Source organism: Pseudomonas sp. Seg1, from assembly GCF_018326005.1.
Lineage (GTDB): Bacteria > Pseudomonadota > Gammaproteobacteria > Pseudomonadales > Pseudomonadaceae > Aquipseudomonas.
Genome location: NZ_AP021903.1, coordinates 1,852,671 through 1,873,519 on the forward strand (window position 1 = coordinate 1,852,671; position 20,849 = coordinate 1,873,519).

Here is a 20,849-nt window from a genome sequence, read left to right on the forward strand (position 1 = left end):
GATGAACGACGATATGAACGCCCAGGACGATCAGGCACTGGCTGACGAATGGGCTGCTGCCCTGGAAGAAACCGGTGACGGCCAGGCTGACATCGATGCGCTGCTGGCTGCTGACGCTGGCGCCGCCAGCTCCAACCGTCTGCCGATGGAAGAATTCGGCAGCGTGCCGAAGAACAACGATCCGGTAACGCTGGACGGTCCGAACCTGGACGTGATCCTCGACATCCCGGTGTCGATCTCGATGGAAGTGGGCAGCACCGACATCAACATTCGCAACCTGCTGCAACTCAACCAGGGTTCGGTCATCGAACTGGACCGCCTGGCGGGTGAGCCGCTGGACGTGCTGGTCAACGGCACGCTGATCGCTCACGGCGAGGTGGTCGTGGTCAACGAGAAGTTCGGCATCCGCCTGACCGACGTGATCAGCCCAAGCGAACGCATCAAGAAGCTGCGCTGAGTGAAAAGGTTTCTCTGGGCTCTGCTCGCGTTGCCGTTGAGCGTGCTGGCCGCTGAACCGGCGGCAACCCACGCTGCTGCTGCGCCGGTTGCCGCGACTGCGCCGATGGTCAGCAGCGGCGTGGCCGGGCAATTGACGCAACTGGTGTTCGGCTTGCTGCTGGTGCTGGGGCTGATCTTCTTCCTTGCCTGGCTGTTGCGTCGAGTGCAGCAGGCAGGCCCGGCAGGCAAGGGCCAGGTGATCGAGCTGATCGGTTCCCGTGCGCTCGGTCCGCGTGACCGGTTGATGCTGGTGCAGGTCGGCAATGAGCAGATTCTGCTCGGTCTGAGCCCCGGCACCATCACCGCGCTGCACGTGCTCAAAGAGCCGGTTGAAGTGCCAGGTACCAGCGAGAAAGCGACCCCGGAATTCGCTCAGCATCTGCTGAAGATTCTCGGCAAGGATCAGAAGGATAAGAAGTAATGGGTGCGCTACGCATCGTCTTGACGCTGGCCCTGTTGCTGGCCGCGCCGCTGGCGTTCGCCGCCGATCCGTTGTCGATCCCGGCGATCACGCTGGGCACCAACGCCGACGGCGCGCAGGAATATTCGGTCAGTCTGCAGATTCTGCTGATCATGACCGCGCTGAGTTTTATCCCGGCGGCGGTCATCCTGATGACCAGTTTCACGCGGATCATCATCGTCTTCTCGATCCTGCGTCAGGCCCTGGGCCTGCAACAGACACCGTCGAACCAGATCCTCACGGGCATGGCGCTGTTCCTGACCATGTTCATCATGGCGCCGGTGTTCGATCGGGTGAACAACGATGCGTTGCAACCGTATCTGGCCGAGAAACTCACCGCTCAGCAAGCGGTGGAAAAGGCTCAGGTGCCGATCAAGGACTTCATGCTCGCGCAGACCCGCACCAGTGATCTGGAGTTGTTCATGCGCCTGTCCAAGCGCACCGACATCGCCACCCCGGATCAGGCGCCGCTGACCATTCTGGTACCCGCGTTCGTCACGTCCGAGCTGAAAACCGCGTTCCAGATCGGCTTCATGATCTTCATTCCGTTCCTGATCATCGACCTCGTCGTGGCCAGTGTGCTGATGGCGATGGGTATGATGATGCTCTCGCCGCTGATCATCTCGCTGCCGTTCAAGATCATGCTGTTTGTGCTGGTGGATGGCTGGGCGCTGATCATCGGCACGCTGGCCAGCAGTTTTGGAGGTGTTTCGCCATGACGCCGGAAGTCGCGGTCGACATATTTCGTGAGGCGCTTTGGCTGACCACGTTGATGGTCGCGATTCTGGTGGTGCCGAGCCTGTTGGTCGGTTTGCTGGTGGCAATGTTCCAGGCGGCCACGCAGATCAACGAACAGACCCTGAGCTTCCTGCCGCGTCTGCTGGTGATGCTGGTCACGCTGATCGTCGCCGGCCCGTGGATCGTGCAGACGTTCATGGAGTACATCATTCAGTTGTACAAAAACATTCCGATGGTCATCGGCTAAGCCATGCAATCGCTGCTGCAGTTGACCGACACCCAGATCAGTTCCTGGGTGGCGACGTTCATGTTGCCGCTGTTTCGCGTCGCCTCGATGCTGATGGTCATGCCCGTGTTCGGCACAACCCTCATCCCCCGGCGTGTGCGCCTGTATTTCGCCGTGGCGATTACCGTGGTGATTGTGCCCGGCCTGCCGCCGATGCCGGCGGTCAGTCCGCTCGATCTCAGCGGGCTGCTGTTGATTGCCGAGCAGATCCTGGTCGGCGCCGTACTCGGGTTTTCCTTGCAGCTGTTTTTCCAGGCCTTTGCCGTGGCCGGGCAGATTGTCGCGATCCAGATGGGTATGGGCTTCGCCTCGATGGTCGACCCGGCCAACGGTGTCTCGGTGGCGGTGATCGGCCAATTCTTCACCATGCTGGTGACGTTGCTGTTCCTGTCGATGAATGGCCATCTCGTGGTGTTCGAGGTCCTCACCGAAAGCTTCACCACGTTGCCCGTGGGCAGTGGGTTGATGACCGCGCATTACTGGGAGTTGGCCGGCAAACTCGGCTGGGTGCTGGGCGCGGCGTTGTTGCTGGTATTGCCGGCGGTCACCGCGCTGCTGGTGGTCAACATCGCGTTCGGCGTGATGACCCGTGCCGCGCCGCAACTGAACATTTTCTCCATCGGTTTTCCACTGACCCTGGTGCTCGGCCTGTTCATTGTCTGGGTCGGCCTGGCGGACATTCTCAATCAGTACCAGCCGCTGGCTACCGAGGCCTTGCAGCTGTTACGCGAACTGGCACGGGCGCGCTGACTCATGGCCGAGAGCGAAAGCGGTCAGGACAAAACAGAAGACCCCACGGAGAAACGTAAAAAGGACTCCCGTGAGAAGGGTGAGATCGCCCGCTCGAAAGAGCTCAACACCCTCGCCGTGATGATGGCCGGTGCCAGCGCGCTGTTGATATTCGGCGGCATGCTCGCCGAAGACCTGATGGACCTGATGCGTATGAACTTCACGCTGTCGCGCGAAGTGATCATGAACCAGGGCTCCATGGGCACGTTCCTGATGCAGTCGGGCAAGCTCGCCCTGGTGGCGATTCAGCCGATCATGATCACCTTGTTGCTGGCCGCGTTGATCGGGCCGATTTCCCTCGGTGGCTGGCTGTTCGCGGCCGGCTCCCTGGCGCCCAAGTTCAGCCGGATGAACCCGGCAGCGGGCATCAAGCGGATGTTCTCCTTCAAGTCTGTGGTCGAACTGCTCAAGGCTTTGGCGAAGTTTCTGATCACCTTGGGTGTGGCGCTGGTGGTGCTGTCAGCCGACGTCGATGACTTTTTGCGCATCGCCCATGAGCCGCTGGACCGGGCGATCATTCACAGCGTCACGCTGGTTGCCTGGAGTACGTTGTGGCTGGCTTGCGGGCTGATCATCATCGCTGCAGTCGACGTGCCGGTGCAGCTCTGGGAAGCCCACAAGAAACTGCTGATGACCAAGCAGGAAGTGCGCGACGAGCACAAGGATCAGGAAGGCCGGCCTGAAGTCAAACAACGCATCCGTCAAACCCAGCGCGAGATGTCCCAGCGGCGGATGATGGCGGCGATTCCCGATGCCGACGTGGTCATCACCAACCCGACCCACTACGCGGTGGCGCTCAAGTACGATTCCGAGAAGGGTGGGGCCCCCGTCCTGTTGGCCAAGGGCAGCGACTTCCTGGCGCTGAAGATCCGTGAAATCGCCGTGGCCAACAACGTCATGCTCCTCGAGTCGCCGGGGTTGGCGCGGTCGATCTACTACTCCACTGAGCTCGATCAGGAAATCCCCGGGGCTTGTATCTGGCGGTTGCCCAGGTCCTGGCCTACGTCTACCAGATCCGCCAATTCCAGGCGGGCAAGGGCAAGCGCCCGGATCCGCTCAAGGACGATCTGCCGATTCCGCCGGACCTGCGTCGCGATTCCTGACGGTTACCGTCTGTCTGAAAGACCTCCGCACCTGTTATTTCTGACAGTAGCCAGTGAGCACTCCTCAGCGATCTAATTGCCATGGGATTTCTCCCGGCATTTTCCCTGTATTGGTGGCTCTGATCATTTGATGCGAGTACCAGGGATCGGCGTCTACGTCAGGTTTCAGAGGAAGCGATCATGGCAGCGAATCCGCTAAAAAAATTGGACGGCATGGAGATGGAGTTTGTCTCCGGTGTGTTGGAAAGGCGCCCTGATGAGCGCGCAATCGGTTACACCGTCACGTTCAAACTGATTCTGGATTTCACTCATTTCAAGCACATGGCCAACGCCTATAGTCCAAATTATCTGGAGGTGTCGACTAACTCGATTCGGCCTGAGCTGGAGGGGCTGGCGTACCACTCTAGCTACAATTTGATTGGCAAACCTGACGAAAAAATCGTCAACAGCGCGATGCTTTTCGAGCGATTCACCCATCTGGAGGACTACATGGATGGCTGGATCTACGATGAAATGGAAAGGCGCTACAGCAAACCGCAATTCACCATTGAAGGTGATGCTCTTTTCATTACGGCACGTCAGGACTTTCGCTGGTTGGATCCCGCGCGCCAGATCGAAATCAAAGACCTCGCCATCATCCCTTTCAAGTGGGGGCTAACCCTGATAGAGCAGCGCGTAAAAGTGTCCTGGGGGAAGCCAGACATTAGAACGCCTGAGGAGATAGTGACGTTTATGTACACGCAGACTGAGTTCGTCGACATCGAAGGGGTCTTCGTGCTCAAGGGTTCGCGCTACATCAATGGCAAGGCCCTCAGTTTCGGTGTGATTGCACCTGAGCAGGTTTTGACGGCGTAGGGATGGGCAGCATGGCCGCCACGTTGTTGCTGGACGACCGTGGAAACGGTTTGATCGAGAGCTGAAACGAAAAAACCGCCGTCCCGATTGAACCGGGCGGCGGTTTCTTCATGCCTGAAGACATGTGTTGGCTGTGCCTCAGTTTTCGCGAGCAAGCCTGCTCCTACAGGTTTGGTAACTGCTCACAGGCTTGTGATTAATGCATATCCCTGTGGGAGCGGGCTTGCCCGCGAAGACCTCAGCAACCACAGCACAGCACTCAAGCCTTGTCAGACAGTCCTGCTACTGCGGCACCTGCAGATTATCCAGCACCCGGTTCACCGCCAACTCCCCGAGCATGATCAGCTGCGCAATCCCCAACAGCGTCCGGCGCTGCGACGCTGGCAAGAGGTGGGCAAAGTCACTGGCAATGGTTCTTGCCGAAGCAAGGGTCTCGAAGGCATCGGCCAGCATCTCCTCGTTTTTGAAGTCCGCAGTAACGGCGTACATCCTGCGGGTTCTGCGGGGCGGTGGTGTGGACCCGGGCGGGCAGAGATAGTGATCGAGGGCGCGGTCGGCGGCGTCGTTGAGCTTTTTCGAATCGAGGGATTCGTAGGGGGAGGTGAGATCGGTTTCGGGCGGGTTGGGTGTTGGTTTGAACATGGTGAGACTCCGTGGTTGATTTGGCCGCCACGGCTCATCGCTAAACAAGTAAAGGTGGCGGCTGTACGCAGGTTAGCGATCCGGGTCACAGAAACCCCGGGTAGACCCGAAGGTCTCCCACGCACAGCCACCATGACGCCAATTGCAGATAGACAAAAACTGCAATTGAGAATGGGCATGTTGCGTCTGTTAGATGCCGGATCGCTAAACCCGATCGCTGATTCGTCAGCGATCGCACCACAATAGAACCCGCCCCCAAGGCGCACAAGCCGGCGGATTCTGGCGTAGCTGTAGGCAATTACGCAAGGTCGTGTAGCCTGATTACGTGTCTTGCCGTGTCACTTAAACGAAGGTGTTTAAAAACAAAAATCGCAACGTTCGGCAGCGTCTACATCGATCCATGTAGGAACTGCCGAAGGCGGCGATCTTTGATTTTCTCTCCGTCAGATCCGAGCCTGAACATACTGGGCCAACACAGCCATCATGCAGCGACATCACGGCCCTTCGCCGACGTTATATCGAACTGACCAGACTCTCCATCGAAAGCGTTAGCCCATCTCAATAGGACTCATGCTGGTTACTAATCATAAAAAGAGCGACTGTTTCAGGTACAACTTCATCCACTGCCCTAGGAAGGGCAGTGGATGGGACAAATCAAAGTTGTCCTATTAATGCGATCAGGTAGTTTTTTTTTGATCGGGAACGTACATGGCCACACCGTGTTTCTGGTCGTTCAACCGACTGAATTGGAGACTCCAATCTTTTGTAAAAGGAAGATAGCCTGTGCAGAATGCCTGCTCTCTATCCTGAAACGTCTGACTAGGCCCATGCCACCAGACGGCTTCTGGGTAATGCGCGGTAGCGGTGAATTTTGTATTCATGACTTTCATGTGATGAGAGCGTTCGTGAACTGGGATTGGTTCCGCACCAACGCTTTGCGCCCATACGAGGTATTCCTCATGATTGAATTTCTGATTATTGGAAGATACGTAATGGGCCACATTGGAAACGGTGACGGGGAACTCCTTAATTTGATTCGCCTGGTCTCGAACTCTGATAGTGGTGCTTCCGTTGCCTTGACTTCTGACGATACCGAGAAGGCGATCAACCGAAGCAATGCGCTCGTCGAGGGATTCATAGATATAAGGAGGAACCCCACCTTCGGCACTACGATCGAACGCGGTTCCGATAGGATCGACGCCAGTCAGGACCCATGGCAGTCCCGAGCCTTCGATTGATATGTTGTGCCCGTTGATTCTGAGCAGGGACGGATCCACGATAAGTTCAGGACGCGTCATTACGGTTAATGTCCTTGCGGCAGATGTCTCCCCCGGAGCGTACAGCGCCTTGGCGGTGAAACTGTGCAGCGCGGCGTTCAGTTCTTTCACCTCAAGTTCCCAACGGCCGTTATCGGCACGCACCTCCGCTATACCTTTGGACGTCGGCCCGTCAAAGATCTCGACTTTCAGGCGCGGTGTACCGCCGCCGGTCAATTTGAGTGAGGTATCGTACGTCTTGCCGTTAGAGGGAATTTCAATGCCTGTCGAGTCTTTCACCGAGGTGATGCTTGGCTTGATGGCATTGGAAAGGGTGACGACTCTGCCAAGCGATACCTGCCCCGTACCGTACAGCGCCTTGGCAGTGAGCGTGCGAGTACCAATGGCGGTCAGTGTGATTTCGCAGGTCCAGATGCCACCGGCATTGACCGGGTGTTTACCTTTAGTGGCAGCTCCCTCGAACACCTCGACTTCCTGAAGCGGTGCCGCAGTGCCGGTCAGTTTGATCTTCGGATCGACCGTGCCACCGTAATTCGGAATGTCTTCACCCTTGGAATCCTTCACCGTGCTGATCACCGGTTTCACATCCTGCACGGCTTTGACGTTGTAAACGCGCGACGGGAAGGTCACGGCTTTGGCTTCATCGGGGCTGCCGTCGAAAGTGACCTTGAACTCGATTTTCAGTGTCGAGTTGTCCTTGAGACCGCGCAACTCGGCCACCGGTGTCGCCGGGTAAGGCCCTACGATCACGCCATCACCGCGTAGAGTTTCCCCCTCATAAGTCGTTTTTTTGTACTCCGATCCATCGGCTTTGGTGCCGCTGTAGCGCAGCCAGATTTTCTGATTCGCAGCAATCAAAGGCCAGGCAGCCACGCGGGTGGACGCATTGGCCAGGGCGGTCACATCGAGATCATCGTTGGACGCGCCATCGATGGTTGCCTTGGGCAGTTCGGCATGTTCTTGCGGGATCGCCAGCACCGTCAGCGGCAAAACCTTCGAAGGCACCGGCGCACCACCGCGCGTCACGGTGTAACTCACCGTCACCGCTTTGCCCAGGTTGAAGGCCACGACCGCGTTCTTCAGCGGGATCGATTGTGGCCCCAGCGTGGTCACGGTTTTTTTCGCGGAGGTGTCCGAGCCGTTCGGTGGCGTGCCGGTCCAGGTGACGATGATGTCGTCACCGAGGGCCATGCCGGTGTAGTCGACGATGGCGGTCAGGCTGTCCTTGGCTGCCAATGGATTGAGGCTGGTGCTGCCATTGGCCTCCTTGATCTTCGGTGCGTCCAGACCCAGCGCCGCGCCAATACGCAACGTCAATTCATGCGAGTTCCCTACCGTCGCCCCCGCCCGCTGAATGCTGTAATCAGCGACCACCGTGCCGTTGAGGTTGGCCGTCACATATTGCTTGGCCACGGTGATGCGCACAGGCTTGCCGGCGGTGGCGGGGATCAGGTCGATATGGCCGCTGGTGCTGCCGCCGCTGGCCGAACCGCGCCAGCGCCAGGTCACGCGGTCCTTGTCGCGGGTGCCCAGGTACGGCACCACCAGCGTGGCGCCGAGCGGCGGCACTTTGTCCGGATCGAGCACGTCATTGTCTGCGCCCTCGACTTCCGGTCGGTCAAACGTCGGCAAGGCCACGCCGACCTGCATCGGAAATACCAGCGATTCGCGCACGCTCAGCAGCGCCGTTTCGCTGTTGGTGACGGTGTAAAAGACCTTGACGTTCAGGCCGTTGAAGCGCCGGATTTCGGCATTGCTCACGTTGCGTTGGACGGGCTGGTTTTCCGCGATGTCGCCGACCGGACGCGGATCTTCGTAATAGACGGTACTACCACCCGGCGCCTGGGCCTGCCAGATCAGATTGATCAGGTCGCTGCTGTTGCGGCCGGGATACCAGGGAATGTTCACCGTCGCCCAAGGTGTCTCCGGCGGCAAAGTCCCACCCGGGGCCTCGTCCACGGTTGGTTCACGCAGTTGGCTGATGTCACCAATCACCGGGACGCTGGCGTTCTTCGAAGGGCGGTCGGCTGCACCGCTGCGCTTACAGACATAGCCGACCGAGGCGCTGCCCTTGGCGATGGCCCTGACCGATGCATTGGGAATGGGAAATTTCAGAGGAAACGATACGACCGCGACCGGCAATTCAAGTGGCCCGACGATGATCTGCGAGCCTTGCGCCGGGGTGCCTGTCCAGGTCAGGAACACCTTGTCACCGACCTTGAAATCAGCTGCCGGCGTGTTGACGAGGACCTCCACATCGTCATCGCCGAGCTGATCGAGATTGATGCTGTTGGCCGGCTGGCCTTTGACCAGCACCAATGGAACGTCCAGTCGATTGCCGCCCAGATCCACCAGCACTTTGCGAATGGCCGACCACGGCGCGCGCTCGTCCGGGTAGTTGCCGCAGCGGTCGATGACCTGATAAGCCACCGCCACTTCCGGGCCATCACCCGCCGTCTCGATCACGGCGCGACTGAACACCACGTCGATTGGATGGCGGACCGGGTCCAGGGCCTGTTCCGGCGTGACGACGTGAGTGACTTGCTGACTGCCCCAGCGGGCGAGGATGCGATCGTAGCGGGTGAGGTTGCGGTAGGGCACGATGCGCATCGTCACGCCCTTGGCCGGCAGGTTTTGGTCAACCTCGTCATGGTCGAGGGAAAACTTCAGATCGGAGTGGCCGTCATCGCCAGCGATGTCATCGTATTCGCCGGGCCGCGTGAGCTTGACCAGCAGGACCAGTTCGGGTTTGGAGTCTTCCTCCGTCTGGTTCTTGTAGGTGATCCGGTAAAACACCGGCTTGGCCTCGCCGTCGAGCACGTGGGCCTTGGGAATGGTGAACGACAGGTCCTTGTTGAGCTCGATATCGAGATCGAGGGTCTTGCTCCAGATTGCCGTCGTGGCATTGCCCCAGAACACCTCGGCCTTGTCGCCAATGTTCATGTTGAACCAGGCGGGGATGATGCCTTGCAGGTCGTCTTCCACCGCCCGGATGGGAATGCCACCGTTGTAATGCTCGGCGGGAGTCAGGGTGACCAGCGTGGGGAAATACAGCGGTTTGAGGGCTAGCGGATGTTGGGACGTGGTCATGGTGGCGGGCTCCGGTCGATGGTGGGGGCGACGGAGTGATTGAACGTGGGATCGGGGAATTGCGCACCTGTCAGATCTGACAGGTGCGGGTGGGTTTTCGACGAACGGTCATTGAGGAAAAGCGAAGGTCAAAAGATCGCAGCCTTCGGCAGCTCCAGATGTCATGTGTGGTGTGCCACGGATAGTCCGACACCTGCAGATTCCGCGAACTCACATTGCGGTCAGCAGAAACTCACGTTCAACCCCCTCTGTTTCAATCAATGGCAAAAGTTGGAAGGCTTCTTGCAGTACCCGCCGTGCGTCCGCTCTGGGCGTCAAAAGTTTGCTTTAAAGGAACGGGGAAAACCGGTGGATCGCTCTCAGTTATTCAACACTGCTCGCTCGAATGTTGCCGACCTCAGTCGAGGCAATCTGGGCGTGCCGTTGTTGCTGCTGGTCATGCTGGCCATGATGATGCTGCCGGTGCCGCCGTTCCTGCTCGACGTGTTCTTCACCTTCAACATTGCCTTGTCGATTGTCGTGCTGCTGGTCTGCGTGTACGCGCTGCGGCCGCTGGATTTTGCGGTGTTCCCGACCATTCTGCTGGTCGCGACGTTACTGCGGCTGGCATTGAACGTGGCGTCGACGCGGGTGGTGATGCTTCACGGTCAGGACGGCCACGCCGCCGCCGGTAAGGTGATCCAGGCCTTCGGTGAAGTAGTGATCGGCGGTAACTACGTGGTCGGTATCGTGGTCTTCGCGATCCTGATGATCATTAACTTCGTCGTGGTGACCAAGGGTGCCGGGCGGATTTCCGAGGTGAGTGCGCGTTTCACCCTCGATGCGATGCCCGGCAAACAAATGGCGATCGACGCCGACCTCAACGCCGGTCTGATCGACCAGAACCAGGCCAAGGCGCGTCGTCAGGAAGTGGCGCAAGAGGCCGAGTTTTACGGTTCGATGGACGGTGCCAGCAAATTCGTCCGTGGTGACGCCATCGCCGGTCTGCTGATTCTGTTCATCAACCTTATCGGCGGCATGGCCGTCGGTATCTTCCAGCACAACATGAGCTTCGGCGACGCCGGCCGGGTTTACGCCTTGCTGACCATCGGTGACGGTTTGGTGGCGCAATTGCCATCACTGTTGTTATCGACAGCGGCGGCAATCATGGTGACCCGTGCGTCCGGCTCGGAAGACATGGGCAAGCAGATCAATCGCCAGATGTTCGCCTCGCCGAAAGCGCTGGCGGTGGCCGCAGGTTTGATGGCGGTCATGGGTCTGGTGCCGGGCATGCCGCACTTCTCGTTCCTGAGCATGGCGGCGCTGGCCGCTGGCGGCGCTTACCTGTTCTGGAAAAAGCAGAACGTCGCCAAGGTCGAAGCACTGCAAGAGGTCAAGCGCCAGCAGGAGCTGCTGCCGTCGCCGGCCCGCGCCATGGAAACCAAGGAGCTTGGCTGGGATGACGTGACCCCGATCGACATGATCGGCCTGGAAGTCGGTTATCGCCTTATTCCATTGGTGGACCGCAATCAGGGCGGGCAACTGCTGGCGCGGATCAAGGGCGTGCGCAAGAAGCTCTCGCAGGATCTGGGCTTCCTGATGCCGACCGTGCACATCCGCGACAACCTCGATCTGGCGCCGAGCGCCTATCGCCTGACCCTGATGGGCGTGATTCTCGCCGAAGCGGAGATCTACCCGGATCGTGAACTGGCGATCAACCCGGGCCAGGTCTACGGCACGCTCAACGGTATCAACGCCAAAGATCCGGCTTTCGGCCTGGAGGCGGTGTGGATCGAAATCAGCCAGCGTGCCCAGGCACAATCCCTCGGTTACACGGTGGTGGATGCCAGTACCGTGGTCGCGACCCACTTGAACCAGATTTTGTACAAGCACTCCAGCGAGCTGATTGGCCACGAAGAAGTCCAGCAACTCATGCAATTGCTGGCCAAAAGCTCGCCGAAACTGGCCGAAGAGCTGGTGCCGGGCGTGGTCACGTTGTCGCAGTTGCTCAAAGTGCTGCAAGCGTTGCTGGCCGAACACGTGCCGGTGCGCGATATCCGCAGCATCGCCGAAGCCATCGCCAACAACGCCGCGAAGAGTCAAGATACCGCCGCGCTGGTGGCTGCCGTGCGGGTCGGCGTATCTCGCGCCATCGTCCAAAGCATTGTAGGCACTGACTCCGAGCTGCCTGTGATCACCCTGGAACCAAGGTTGGAACAAATATTGCTCAATAGTCTGCAGAAGGCAGGACAAGGCTCGGAAGAGGGCGTTCTGCTGGAGCCAAGCATGGCCGAGAAGCTGCAACGGTCGCTCATCGAAGCGGCGCAGCGTCAGGAAATGCAAGGTCAGCCGGTGATCCTGTTGGTAGCAGGCCCGATCCGCGCGATGCTTTCGCGTTTCGGCCGCCTCGCGGTCCCAGGGCTACACGTGCTGGCCTACCAGGAAATACCGGACAACAAGCAAGTGACCATCGTTGCGACAGTAGGGCCCAACGGCTGAGGTAGTGGTTTATGCAAGTTAAGCGTTTCTTTGCCGCCGATATGCGTCAGGCCATGAAGCTGGTTCGTGATGAGCTGGGCGCTGATGCCGCCATCATTGGCAATCGCCGCATTGCCGGCGGTGTCGAGTTGACGGCGGCACTGGATTACAAATTGTCGGCGCTGGCGCCTCGGGTTCCGAACATGGAACTCGAAGACGAGCTGCGCAAGACCCAGTCGCGCATCGTCACCGCCCAGGCCGAACTGAGCCTGCGTGGCGAAGCCGATGGCAATAGCAATCGCCAGATTTTCGCCGGGCTGCCGTTGACCGCTGGCCTGCCGCTGACTGCCGCTGAGCCGCTGAGCGAGCCGACTTACGCCGCCCCGGCGCGTCCGGCCCCGGCGCCTGCGCAGTCCTCCGGCGGCGTGGATCCGCGTGCGCTGGATTCGATGCGTTTTGAATTGAACAGCCTGCGCGAGCTGATGGAAGTCCAGCTCGGCACGCTCGCCTGGAATCAGCTGCAAGGCAGCCGTCCGGCGCAAGCCAACCTGTATCGCCGTCTGCAGCGGATCGGCCTGTCCGGCCCGCTGTCGCGCGACCTGCTGGCGATGATCACCGATATTGAAGAACCTCGTCAGGCTTGGCGCATGTTGCTCGCGCACCTGGCGCGGATGATTGCCGTACCGGAAGTCGAGCCGCTGGAAGAGGGCGGTGTGATTGCCATGGTCGGCCCCGCCGGCATGGGCAAGACCACCACGCTGGCCAAACTGGCGGCCCGTTATGTGCTCAAGTACGGCGCGCAGAATGTGGCGCTGGTGAGCATGGACAGTTTCCGTATCGGCGCTCAGGAACAACTGAAGACCCTCGGTCGCATCCTCAATGTGCCGGTGACCCACGTCGATCCGGGCCAGTCGCTGGTGCAGGCGCTGGATCCACTGCTACGCAAACGCGTGGTGCTGATCGATACCGCCGGCCTGCAAGCCAGCGACCCAGCCCTGCGCATGCAGCTCGAAAGCCTGGCCGGGCGTGGCATCCGTGCAAAAAATTATCTCGTGCTGGCAACCACCAGCCAGAAACAGGTTCTAACCGCCGCTTATCACAGTTACAAGCGTTGCGGGCTCGCCGGCTGCATCCTGACTAAACTGGATGAAACGGCCAGCCTTGGCGAAGTGTTGAGCCTGGCGATCAGTCATGAATTGCCGGTCGCGTACCTGACCGATGGCCCACGGATTCCGGATGATCTGCATCTGCCGCGGCGTCATCAACTGGTCAGCCGCGCCGTCAGCGTGCAAATGCAGGAAGAACCCAGCGAAGAAGCCATGGCCGACATGTTCGCTGATATCTATCACAGCCCGACCAAGCAGGTTGGCTGAGGTAATCATGAACAGTTTTTGTACCTACATCGATGGTCTGCCATGCATTGTTCCGGTTGTGAACGCGCAGCCAGTAATGTGGCCTCCGTCTATGCAAGACAAGGTAAAGAAATAACATGGGCAGCATGCATCCCGTACAGGTGATCGCGGTGACCGGCGGCAAAGGTGGCGTCGGCAAGACTAACGTGTCAGTGAACTTGTCTCTGGCGCTGGCAGAGCTTGGCCGTCGGGTCATGCTGCTGGACGCCGATCTGGGGCTGGCGAACGTCGACGTTCTGCTGGGCCTGACGCCCAAACGTACCCTGGCCGACGTGATCGAAGGCCGCTGCGAATTGCGCGACGTGCTGTTGCAGGGTCCCGGCGGGATCCGCATCGTGCCGGCCGCGTCCGGCACCCAAAGCATGGTTCACCTGAGCCCGGCGCAACATGCCGGTCTGATTCAGGCCTTCAGTGACATCGGCGACAATCTCGATGTACTGGTGATCGACACCGCTGCGGGTATTGGTGACTCGGTAGTCAGTTTTGTTCGCGCAGCCCAGGAAGTGTTGCTGGTGGTTTGCGACGAGCCGACCTCGATCACTGATGCCTACGCACTGATCAAACTGCTCAACCGCGATTACGGCATGAACCGCTTCCGCGTCCTCGCCAACATGGCGCAGAGCCCGCAAGAAGGTCGCAACCTGTTCGCCAAGTTGACCAAGGTCACGGATCGCTTCCTTGATGTGGCCCTACAATACGTCGGCGCCGTGCCCTACGACGAAAGCGTGCGCAAGGCAGTGCAGAAGCAGCGAGCGGTCTATGAAGCTTTCCCGCGTTCCAAGTGCGCGCTGGCGTTCAAGGCGATCGCGCAGAAGGTCGATACCTGGCCACTGCCTGCCAACCCGCGCGGCCACCTTGAGTTTTTCGTCGAGCGCCTCGTGCAGCAAACGGCAGGGCCTGTGTTATGACCGCCAGCGGTATGAACTACTACAAGAAGTCGGCACGTGACGCGCAGTACGAGTTGATCGAGCGTTACGCGCCACTGGTCAAACGCATCGCCTACCACCTGCTGGCGCGATTGCCGGCGAGTGTGCAGGTCGAGGATCTGATTCAGGCCGGGATGATTGGCCTGCTCGAAGTCTCGACCAAATACGACGCCAGTAAAGGCGCCAGTTTCGAAACGTACGCGGGCATTCGAATCCGCGGCGCGATGCTCGACGAAGTGCGCAAAGGGGACTGGGCGCCACGCTCGGTTCACCGCAACACCCGTATGGTCAGCGACGCAATTCGGGCAATTGAAGCTAAAACCGGCCGTGATGCTAAAGATCACGAGGTTGCGGCCGAACTCCAATTGAGTCTCGACGATTACTACGGGATTTTGAATGACACCCTGGGCAGTCGCTTGTTCAGTTTCGACGACCTCTTGCAGGACGGCGAACACGAAGGGCTGCACGAGGATGGCGCCAGTGCTCATCTTGAGCCGTCACGCGATCTGGAAGATGAACGCTTCCAGGCGGCGCTGGCGGACGCGATTGCCAATTTGCCGGAGCGTGAGCGACTGGTGTTGGCGCTGTACTACGACGAAGAGCTGAACCTCAAGGAGATCGGTGAAGTCCTTGGCGTCAGTGAATCGCGGGTCAGCCAGTTACACAGCCAGTGCGCGGCCCGTTTGCGGGGGCGTTTGGGGGAGTGGCGAGCGCGCTGAAGGCAGTGTGGGGACACTGCGAACGAGGCTGGTGCAGTGATGAACGGCACCGGTCTTGCTCTGTTGTGCTCCAGACAGTCTTCGAGTGCTGCGCCGATTGATTGAAGTGGCGCGCCCAGGTGCTGGGCGCGTTTAAGACTGCTTGGAGGTCGAATTGAACAAAGACATGAAAATCCTCATCGTTGATGACTTCTCAACGATGCGGCGGATCATCAAGAACCTGCTGCGCGATCTTGGGTTCACCAACACCGTCGAGGCCGACGATGGCACTACCGCCATTCCGGTGCTCAACAGCGGCAGCATCGACTTTCTGGTAACAGACTGGAACATGCCGGGCATGACCGGTATCGACCTGCTGCGCCACGTGCGTGCCGATGAAAAACTCAAGCATCTGCCCGTGCTGATGGTGACCGCTGAAGCCAAGCGCGAGCAAATCATCGAGGCCGCTCAGGCCGGTGTGAACGGCTACGTGGTCAAACCTTTCACGGCTCAGGCGTTGAAAGACAAAATCGAGAAGATTTTCGAACGCATCGGCTGATGACGCGCGGGGGAGCTATGGAGCATAACGAATCTTCACAGGGCGATTTCGAGTCGACCCTGAAAAAACACGCGGTCGAACTGGTCGAGAGCCTTGAAAAAGGCAGGTTCGGCGACGCTGTGCAACTGATCCATGAGCTCAATCAGACCCGTGACCGTGGCCTGTATCAGGAAGTCGGCAAGCTCACACGTGAACTGCACAGTGCGATCGTCAACTTCCAGATCGATCCGCACATGCCGCAGGCTGAGGAAGTGTCGCAAATCACCGACGCCACCGAACGCCTGGGCTATGTGGTCAAGCTGACAGAAGCCGCGGCCAACCGCACCATGGATCTGGTGGAAAGCGCCACGCCGGTGGTCAATGGTCTGGCTGAAGAAGCCCAGGCCTTGAGTACCGACTGGGGGCGTTTCATGCGTCGTGAAGTCGGAGCTGAAGAGTTCCGCGAACTGGCGCGCCGGGTCGACGGTTTTCTGTCACGCAGCAGCACGGACAACCGTGCGGTGTCGAGCAATCTGAACGACATCCTGCTGGCTCAGGATTACCAGGACCTTACCGGTCAAGTGATCAAGCGTGTGACCCAACTGGTCACCGAAGTCGAAAGCAATTTGCTCAAACTTGTGCTCATGGCCAGTCAGGTCGACCGCTTTGCGGGCATCGAACATGACCGTGCAGCGATGCTTGCAGAAAAAGATCCACAAAAACATCTCTCGCAGGGTGAAGGTCCGCAGATTCATGCCGATAAACGAGAAGACGTTGTGTCCGGTCAGGACGATGTGGACGATTTGTTATCCAGCCTCGGATTCTAGAGTTTTGGAATTTTAGGTTTTTTGGGTTTTTAGACCTGTAGGAGCACCCCATTAATGAGCTTCGGCGCCGATGAAGAGATCCTTCAGGATTTCCTGGTTGAGGCCGGCGAGATTCTTGAGCAACTGTCCGAGCAACTGGTCGAGCTGGAAAGCCGTCCGGATGACGCAGATTTGCTCAACGCAATTTTTCGCGGTTTCCACACTGTAAAAGGGGGCGCCGGCTTCCTTCAGCTCAACGAGCTGGTGGAGTGCTGTCACATCGCCGAAAACGTGTTCGACATCCTGCGTAAGGGTGAGCGTCGCGTTGATGCAGAACTGATGGACGTTGTCCTCGAAGCACTGGACGCGGTGAACAGCATGTTCAGCGAAGTCCGCGAGCGTGCACCGATCACCGCCGCCACGCCGGAACTGCTGGCAGCGCTGGCGCGTCTGGCCGAGCCGCAATCGGCGGATCAAGCCCCGGCTTCGCCAGTGGCCGAGATGATCGAAGAACTGGTCGTCGAAGGCGATTCGGGCGACATCACCGATAACGAATTTGAACAGCTGCTGGACTCGCTGAACGCCGTCAAGGCCGAAGCCGAAGCCCCGGCGGCGGCTGCGCCTGCGCAAACTGCCGAAGAGGCAGCCAGCGATGAAATCACTGACGCCGAGTTCGAATCACTGCTCGATCAGTTGCACGGTAAAGGTCAATTTGCAGCTGACGCAGTCGCGCCGGCGGCGGCCAAACCTGCAGCGCCGGCAGCAGGCGACAGCTCGGACATCACCGACGACGAATTCGAAGCACTGCTCGATCAGTTGCACGGCAAAGGCAACTTCGCCGTCGAAGCGCTGGAGTCGGCGATTGCCTCGGCCCCTGCGCCTGCCGCACCGGCGGCCGCCGCTGCCGGTAGCGATCTGATCAGCGATCACGAATTCGAATCGCTGCTCGACGAATTGCACGGTAAAGGCAAGTTCACTGAAGTCGGCGCCGCTGCTGCCGGCTCCGCTTCGACAGTCGCCACGCCGCCTGCGAAAGCACCGGCCGCTGCTGCTGCGCCGAAGCCTGCCGCCAAGCCTGAACCGAAAGCCGAAGCGCCAAAACCGGCTGCCGCTGCTGCACCGGCTCCGGCCCGTGCTGCCGCTGCACCGCCACCGGAAAAACCGGCGAGCGAAGCCGAGACCACCGTGCGGGTCGACACCGCACGTCTCGACGAAATCATGAACATGGTCGGCGAGCTGGTACTGGTGCGTAACCGCCTGGTGCGCCTGGGTCTCAACAGCGGCGACGAAGCCATGCAAAAGGCCGTGTCGAACCTCGACGTGGTCACGGCTGACTTGCAGACCGCGGTGATGAAGACCCGGATGCAGCCGATCAAGAAGGTCTTCGGGCGCTTCCCGCGTCTGGTTCGCGACCTCGCGCGTCAGCTGAAGAAAGAGATCAATCTGGAGCTGGTGGGTGAAGAAACCGACCTCGACAAAAACCTTGTCGAGGCTCTGGCCGACCCGCTGGTCCACTTGGTGCGCAACGCCGTCGACCACGGTATCGAGTCGCCGGAAGAACGCGAAGCGTCGGGCAAGGCCCGTGGTGGTCGCGTGGTGCTGGCCGCCGAACAGGAAGGCGACCACATCCTGCTGTCGATCTCCGATGACGGCAAAGGCATGGACCCGAACGTCCTGCGTTCGATCGCGGTAAAACGCGGCGTGATGGACAAGGACGCGGCCGATCGCCTGAGCGATACCGAGTGCTACAACCTGATTTTCGCCCCGGGTTTCTCGACCAAGACCGAGATCTCCGACGTGTCCGGCCGTGGTGTCGGCATGGACGTTGTGAAGACCAAGATTTCCCAGCTCAACGGTTCGATCAATATCTACTCGACCAAGGGCCAGGGCTCGAAGATCGTCATCAAGGTGCCGCTGACCCTCGCGATCATGCCGACCCTGATGGTCATGCTCGGCAATCAGGCGTTTGCGTTCCCGTTGGTCAACGTCAACGAAATCTTCCACCTCGACCTGTCGACCACCAACGTCGTGGACGGCCAGGAAGTGGTGATCGTGCGGGACAAGGCCTTGCCTTTGTTCTACCTCAAGCGCTGGCTGGTCAGCTCCGCCGCTCATGAAGAACAGCGCGAAGGCCATGTGGTGATCCTGTCGGTGGGCACTCAGCGGATCGGCTTCGTCGTCGATCAACTGGTTGGCCAGGAAGAAGTGGTCATCAAGCCATTGGGCAAAATGCTGCAAGGGACTCCGGGCATGTCCGGCGCCACCATCACCGGTGACGGCCGCATTGCACTGATTCTCGATGTTCCAAGCATGCTCAAGCGTTACGCCGCACGGCGTATTTGAATCCGGGGCGGCGGGGCGACAACGTCCCGCTGCGCCTAATGGAGTGTTTATGGCAGTCAAAGTCCTGGTGGTGGACGATTCGGGTTTTTTCCGCCGCCGCGTCTCGGAAATTCTTTCAGCGGATCCGAGCATCCAGGTGGTCGGTACGGCCACCAACGGTAAAGAGGCGATTGATCAGGCCCTGGCCCTCAAGCCAGACGTGATCACCATGGACTACGAGATGCCGATGATGGACGGCATCACGGCCGTGCGGCACATCATGCAGCGCTGCCCGACCCCGGTGTTGATGTTCTCCTCGCTGACCCATGAAGGCGCTCGGGTAACCCTCGATGCGCTGGATGCCGGTGCGGTGGATTTCCTGCCGAAGAATTTTGAAGACATCTCGCGTAACCCGGAGAAGGTCAAGCAACTGCTGTGCGAGAAGGTCCATAGCATCTCGCGCAGTAACCGTCGTTTCAGTGCCTACAGCGCGCCGGCTCCGGTAGCTGCGCCTGCACCGACGCCTGCTCCGGCGGCATCGAGCTTCAGCAGCCACAGCACCAGCGCCCCGGTACGTCCGGCACCTGCGCCAGCGCCAACGCGCGCGCCGGCTGCCAGCGCTTCGTCGCCGGCACCGAAACGCAAAGCCTACAAACTGGTTGCCATCGGTACCTCGACGGGCGGTCCGGTTGCCCTGCAACGCGTGTTGACGCAATTGCCGGCCAACTTCCCGGCGCCGATCGTGCTGATCCAGCACATGCCGGCAGCGTTCACCAAGGCCTTCGCTGAACGTCTGGACAAGCTCTGCCGCATCAGTGTCAAGGAAGCCGAGGATGGCGACATCCTGCGTCCGGGCCTGGCGTTGCTGGCCCCGGGTGGCAAGCAAATGATGATCGACGGCCGTGGCGCGGTGAAAATCCTCCCGGGCGACGAGCGTCTGAACTACAAGCCGTGCGTGGACATCACGTTCGGTTCGGCGGCGAAATCCTACGGTGACAAAGTTCTGGCGGTCGTGTTGACCGGCATGGGCGCCGACGGTCGTGAAGGCGCACGACTGCTCAAGCAGGGCGGCAGTTCGGTGTGGGCACAGGACGAAGCCAGCTGCGTGATCTACGGCATGCCGATGGCCATTGTCAAAGCCGACCTTGCGGATGCGGTGTACGGTCTGGACGACATCGGCAAGCACATCGTCGAGGCGTGTATCTGATGGATGTTCTAAGCCTTATCGGGATCATCATGGCGTTTGTCGCCATCATCGGCGGCAACTACCTTGAAGGTGGTCACCTCGGTGCGCTGGCCAACGGCCCGGCGGCACTGATTGTACTGGGCGGCACCATCGGTGCCGCGCTGCTGCAATCGCCGATGAGCGCGTTCAAACGCGCGATGCAGATCCTCGCCTGGATCTTCTTTCCGCCGCGAGTGGACCTGGCCGGCGGCATCGACCGCGTGGTCAACTGGAGCCTCACCGCACGCAAGGAAGGTTTGCTCGGTCTGGAAGGCGTGGCCGATGCCGAACCCGACAGCTACTCGCGCAAGGGCCTGCAACTGCTGGTCGACGGCGCCGAGCCGGAAGCGATCCGCAGCATCCTTGAAGTGGATTTCTACACCCAGGAAGCCCGCGACATCGAAGCGGCGAAAGTCTTTGAAAGCATGGGCGGCTACGCGCCGACCATCGGCATCATCGGTGCGGTGATGGGCCTGATTCATGTGATGGGCAACCTCGCCGACCCGACGCAATTGGGCAGCGGCATCGCCGTGGCGTTCGTCGCGACCATCTACGGCGTGGCCAGTGCCAACCTGATCCTGTTGCCGGTCGCGGCCAAACTGAAGTCAATCGCGTTGCGACAGTCGCGTTATCGCGAAATGTTGTTGGAAGGTATCTTGTCGATCGCCGAAGGTGAAAACCCGCGCTCTATCGAGTTGAAGCTTCAGGGCTTCATGGATTGATGGGG

The 20,849-nt window shown here is 59.7% G+C and carries 17 protein-coding genes and 1 pseudogene; 16 read left to right on the forward strand and 2 right to left on the reverse strand.

Going from position 1 to position 20,849, the window contains the following annotated elements; genetic code table 11:
- The first annotated feature begins 1 nt into the window (after position 1).
- The 7 genes and pseudogenes from fliN to KI231_RS08275 all read left to right on the forward strand — a co-directional run bounded on the left by fliN (position 2) and on the right by KI231_RS08275 (position 4,729).
- Entirely contained in the window at positions 2–457 is a 456-nt protein-coding gene (gene fliN, locus KI231_RS08245; RefSeq protein ID WP_025111935.1) for a flagellar motor switch protein FliN, read from the forward strand.
- The gene (gene fliO / locus KI231_RS08250) at positions 458–919 is read left to right on the forward strand and encodes a flagellar biosynthetic protein FliO (protein ID WP_213027947.1); all 462 of its coding nucleotides are present in this window, start codon (positions 458–460) and stop codon (positions 917–919) included.
- Positions 919–1,677, forward strand: coding sequence for a flagellar type III secretion system pore protein FliP (fliP, locus tag KI231_RS08255; protein WP_064121002.1), 759 nt, complete (start codon positions 919–921; stop codon positions 1,675–1,677). Before fliO ends, fliP begins: the two co-directional genes overlap by 1 nt.
- Positions 1,674–1,943, forward strand: coding sequence for a flagellar biosynthesis protein FliQ (gene fliQ, locus KI231_RS08260; RefSeq protein ID WP_007920026.1), 270 nt, complete (start codon positions 1,674–1,676; stop codon positions 1,941–1,943). The genes fliP and fliQ overlap by 4 nt, the downstream gene beginning before the upstream one ends.
- 3 nt (positions 1,944–1,946) lie before the next feature.
- Entirely contained in the window at positions 1,947–2,732 is a 786-nt protein-coding gene (gene fliR / locus KI231_RS08265; protein ID WP_103305378.1) for a flagellar biosynthetic protein FliR, read from the forward strand.
- A gap of 3 nt (positions 2,733–2,735) precedes the next feature.
- Positions 2,736–3,874: pseudogene (gene flhB / locus KI231_RS08270) on the forward strand (flagellar biosynthesis protein FlhB).
- Positions 3,875–4,054: 180 nt separating this feature from the next.
- Positions 4,055–4,729 (forward strand): hypothetical protein, encoded by a 675-nt coding sequence (locus tag KI231_RS08275; RefSeq protein ID WP_213027948.1) that lies wholly within the window; start codon positions 4,055–4,057, stop codon positions 4,727–4,729.
- 282 nt (positions 4,730–5,011) lie between these two features.
- On the opposite strand, the gene KI231_RS08280 is transcribed toward KI231_RS08275, so the two are convergent.
- Together KI231_RS08280 and KI231_RS08290 are read right to left on the reverse strand one after the other, a co-directional pair.
- The gene (locus KI231_RS08280) at positions 5,012–5,371 is read right to left on the reverse strand and encodes a DUF6124 family protein (RefSeq protein ID WP_213027949.1); all 360 of its coding nucleotides are present in this window, start codon (positions 5,369–5,371) and stop codon (positions 5,012–5,014) included.
- Positions 5,372–6,048: 677 nt separating this feature from the next.
- Positions 6,049–9,738 carry an immunoglobulin-like domain-containing protein gene (locus KI231_RS08290; RefSeq protein ID WP_213027950.1) on the reverse strand — a complete coding sequence of 1,230 codons (3,690 nt, stop codon included), beginning with the start codon at positions 9,736–9,738 and terminating at the stop codon, positions 6,049–6,051.
- A gap of 348 nt (positions 9,739–10,086) precedes the next feature.
- Between KI231_RS08290 and flhA the strand changes: the two genes are divergently transcribed.
- The 9 genes from flhA to KI231_RS08335 all read left to right on the forward strand — a co-directional run bounded on the left by flhA (position 10,087) and on the right by KI231_RS08335 (position 20,844).
- Complete coding sequence (flhA, locus tag KI231_RS08295; RefSeq protein ID WP_213027951.1) at positions 10,087–12,216, forward strand: flagellar biosynthesis protein FlhA; 2,130 nt, start codon at positions 10,087–10,089, stop codon at positions 12,214–12,216.
- A gap of 11 nt (positions 12,217–12,227) precedes the next feature.
- The gene (gene flhF / locus KI231_RS08300; protein WP_103306839.1) at positions 12,228–13,568 is read left to right on the forward strand and encodes a flagellar biosynthesis GTPase FlhF; all 1,341 of its coding nucleotides are present in this window, start codon (positions 12,228–12,230) and stop codon (positions 13,566–13,568) included.
- Positions 13,569–13,684: 116 nt separating this feature from the next.
- Positions 13,685–14,515, forward strand: coding sequence for a flagellar synthesis regulator FleN (fleN, locus tag KI231_RS08305; protein ID WP_003222917.1), 831 nt, complete (start codon positions 13,685–13,687; stop codon positions 14,513–14,515).
- Complete coding sequence (gene fliA, locus KI231_RS08310) at positions 14,512–15,252, forward strand: RNA polymerase sigma factor FliA (protein ID WP_003222919.1); 741 nt, start codon at positions 14,512–14,514, stop codon at positions 15,250–15,252. Before fleN ends, fliA begins: the two co-directional genes overlap by 4 nt.
- 166 nt (positions 15,253–15,418) lie before the next feature.
- Positions 15,419–15,790 carry a chemotaxis response regulator CheY gene (locus tag KI231_RS08315; protein WP_024012118.1) on the forward strand — a complete coding sequence of 124 codons (372 nt, stop codon included), beginning with the start codon at positions 15,419–15,421 and terminating at the stop codon, positions 15,788–15,790.
- Positions 15,791–15,807: 17 nt separating this feature from the next.
- Positions 15,808–16,596 (forward strand): protein phosphatase CheZ, encoded by a 789-nt coding sequence (locus KI231_RS08320; RefSeq protein ID WP_027613919.1) that lies wholly within the window; start codon positions 15,808–15,810, stop codon positions 16,594–16,596.
- A 54-nt stretch (positions 16,597–16,650) separates the two neighbouring features.
- The gene (locus KI231_RS08325) at positions 16,651–18,918 is read left to right on the forward strand and encodes a chemotaxis protein CheA (protein WP_213027952.1); all 2,268 of its coding nucleotides are present in this window, start codon (positions 16,651–16,653) and stop codon (positions 18,916–18,918) included.
- A 49-nt stretch (positions 18,919–18,967) separates the two neighbouring features.
- Positions 18,968–20,104, forward strand: coding sequence for a protein-glutamate methylesterase/protein-glutamine glutaminase (locus KI231_RS08330; protein ID WP_103306837.1), 1,137 nt, complete (start codon positions 18,968–18,970; stop codon positions 20,102–20,104).
- Complete coding sequence (locus KI231_RS08335) at positions 20,104–20,844, forward strand: flagellar motor protein (protein ID WP_095190692.1); 741 nt, start codon at positions 20,104–20,106, stop codon at positions 20,842–20,844. The genes KI231_RS08330 and KI231_RS08335 overlap by 1 nt, the downstream gene beginning before the upstream one ends.
- The last annotated feature ends 5 nt before the right edge of the window (positions 20,845–20,849 follow it).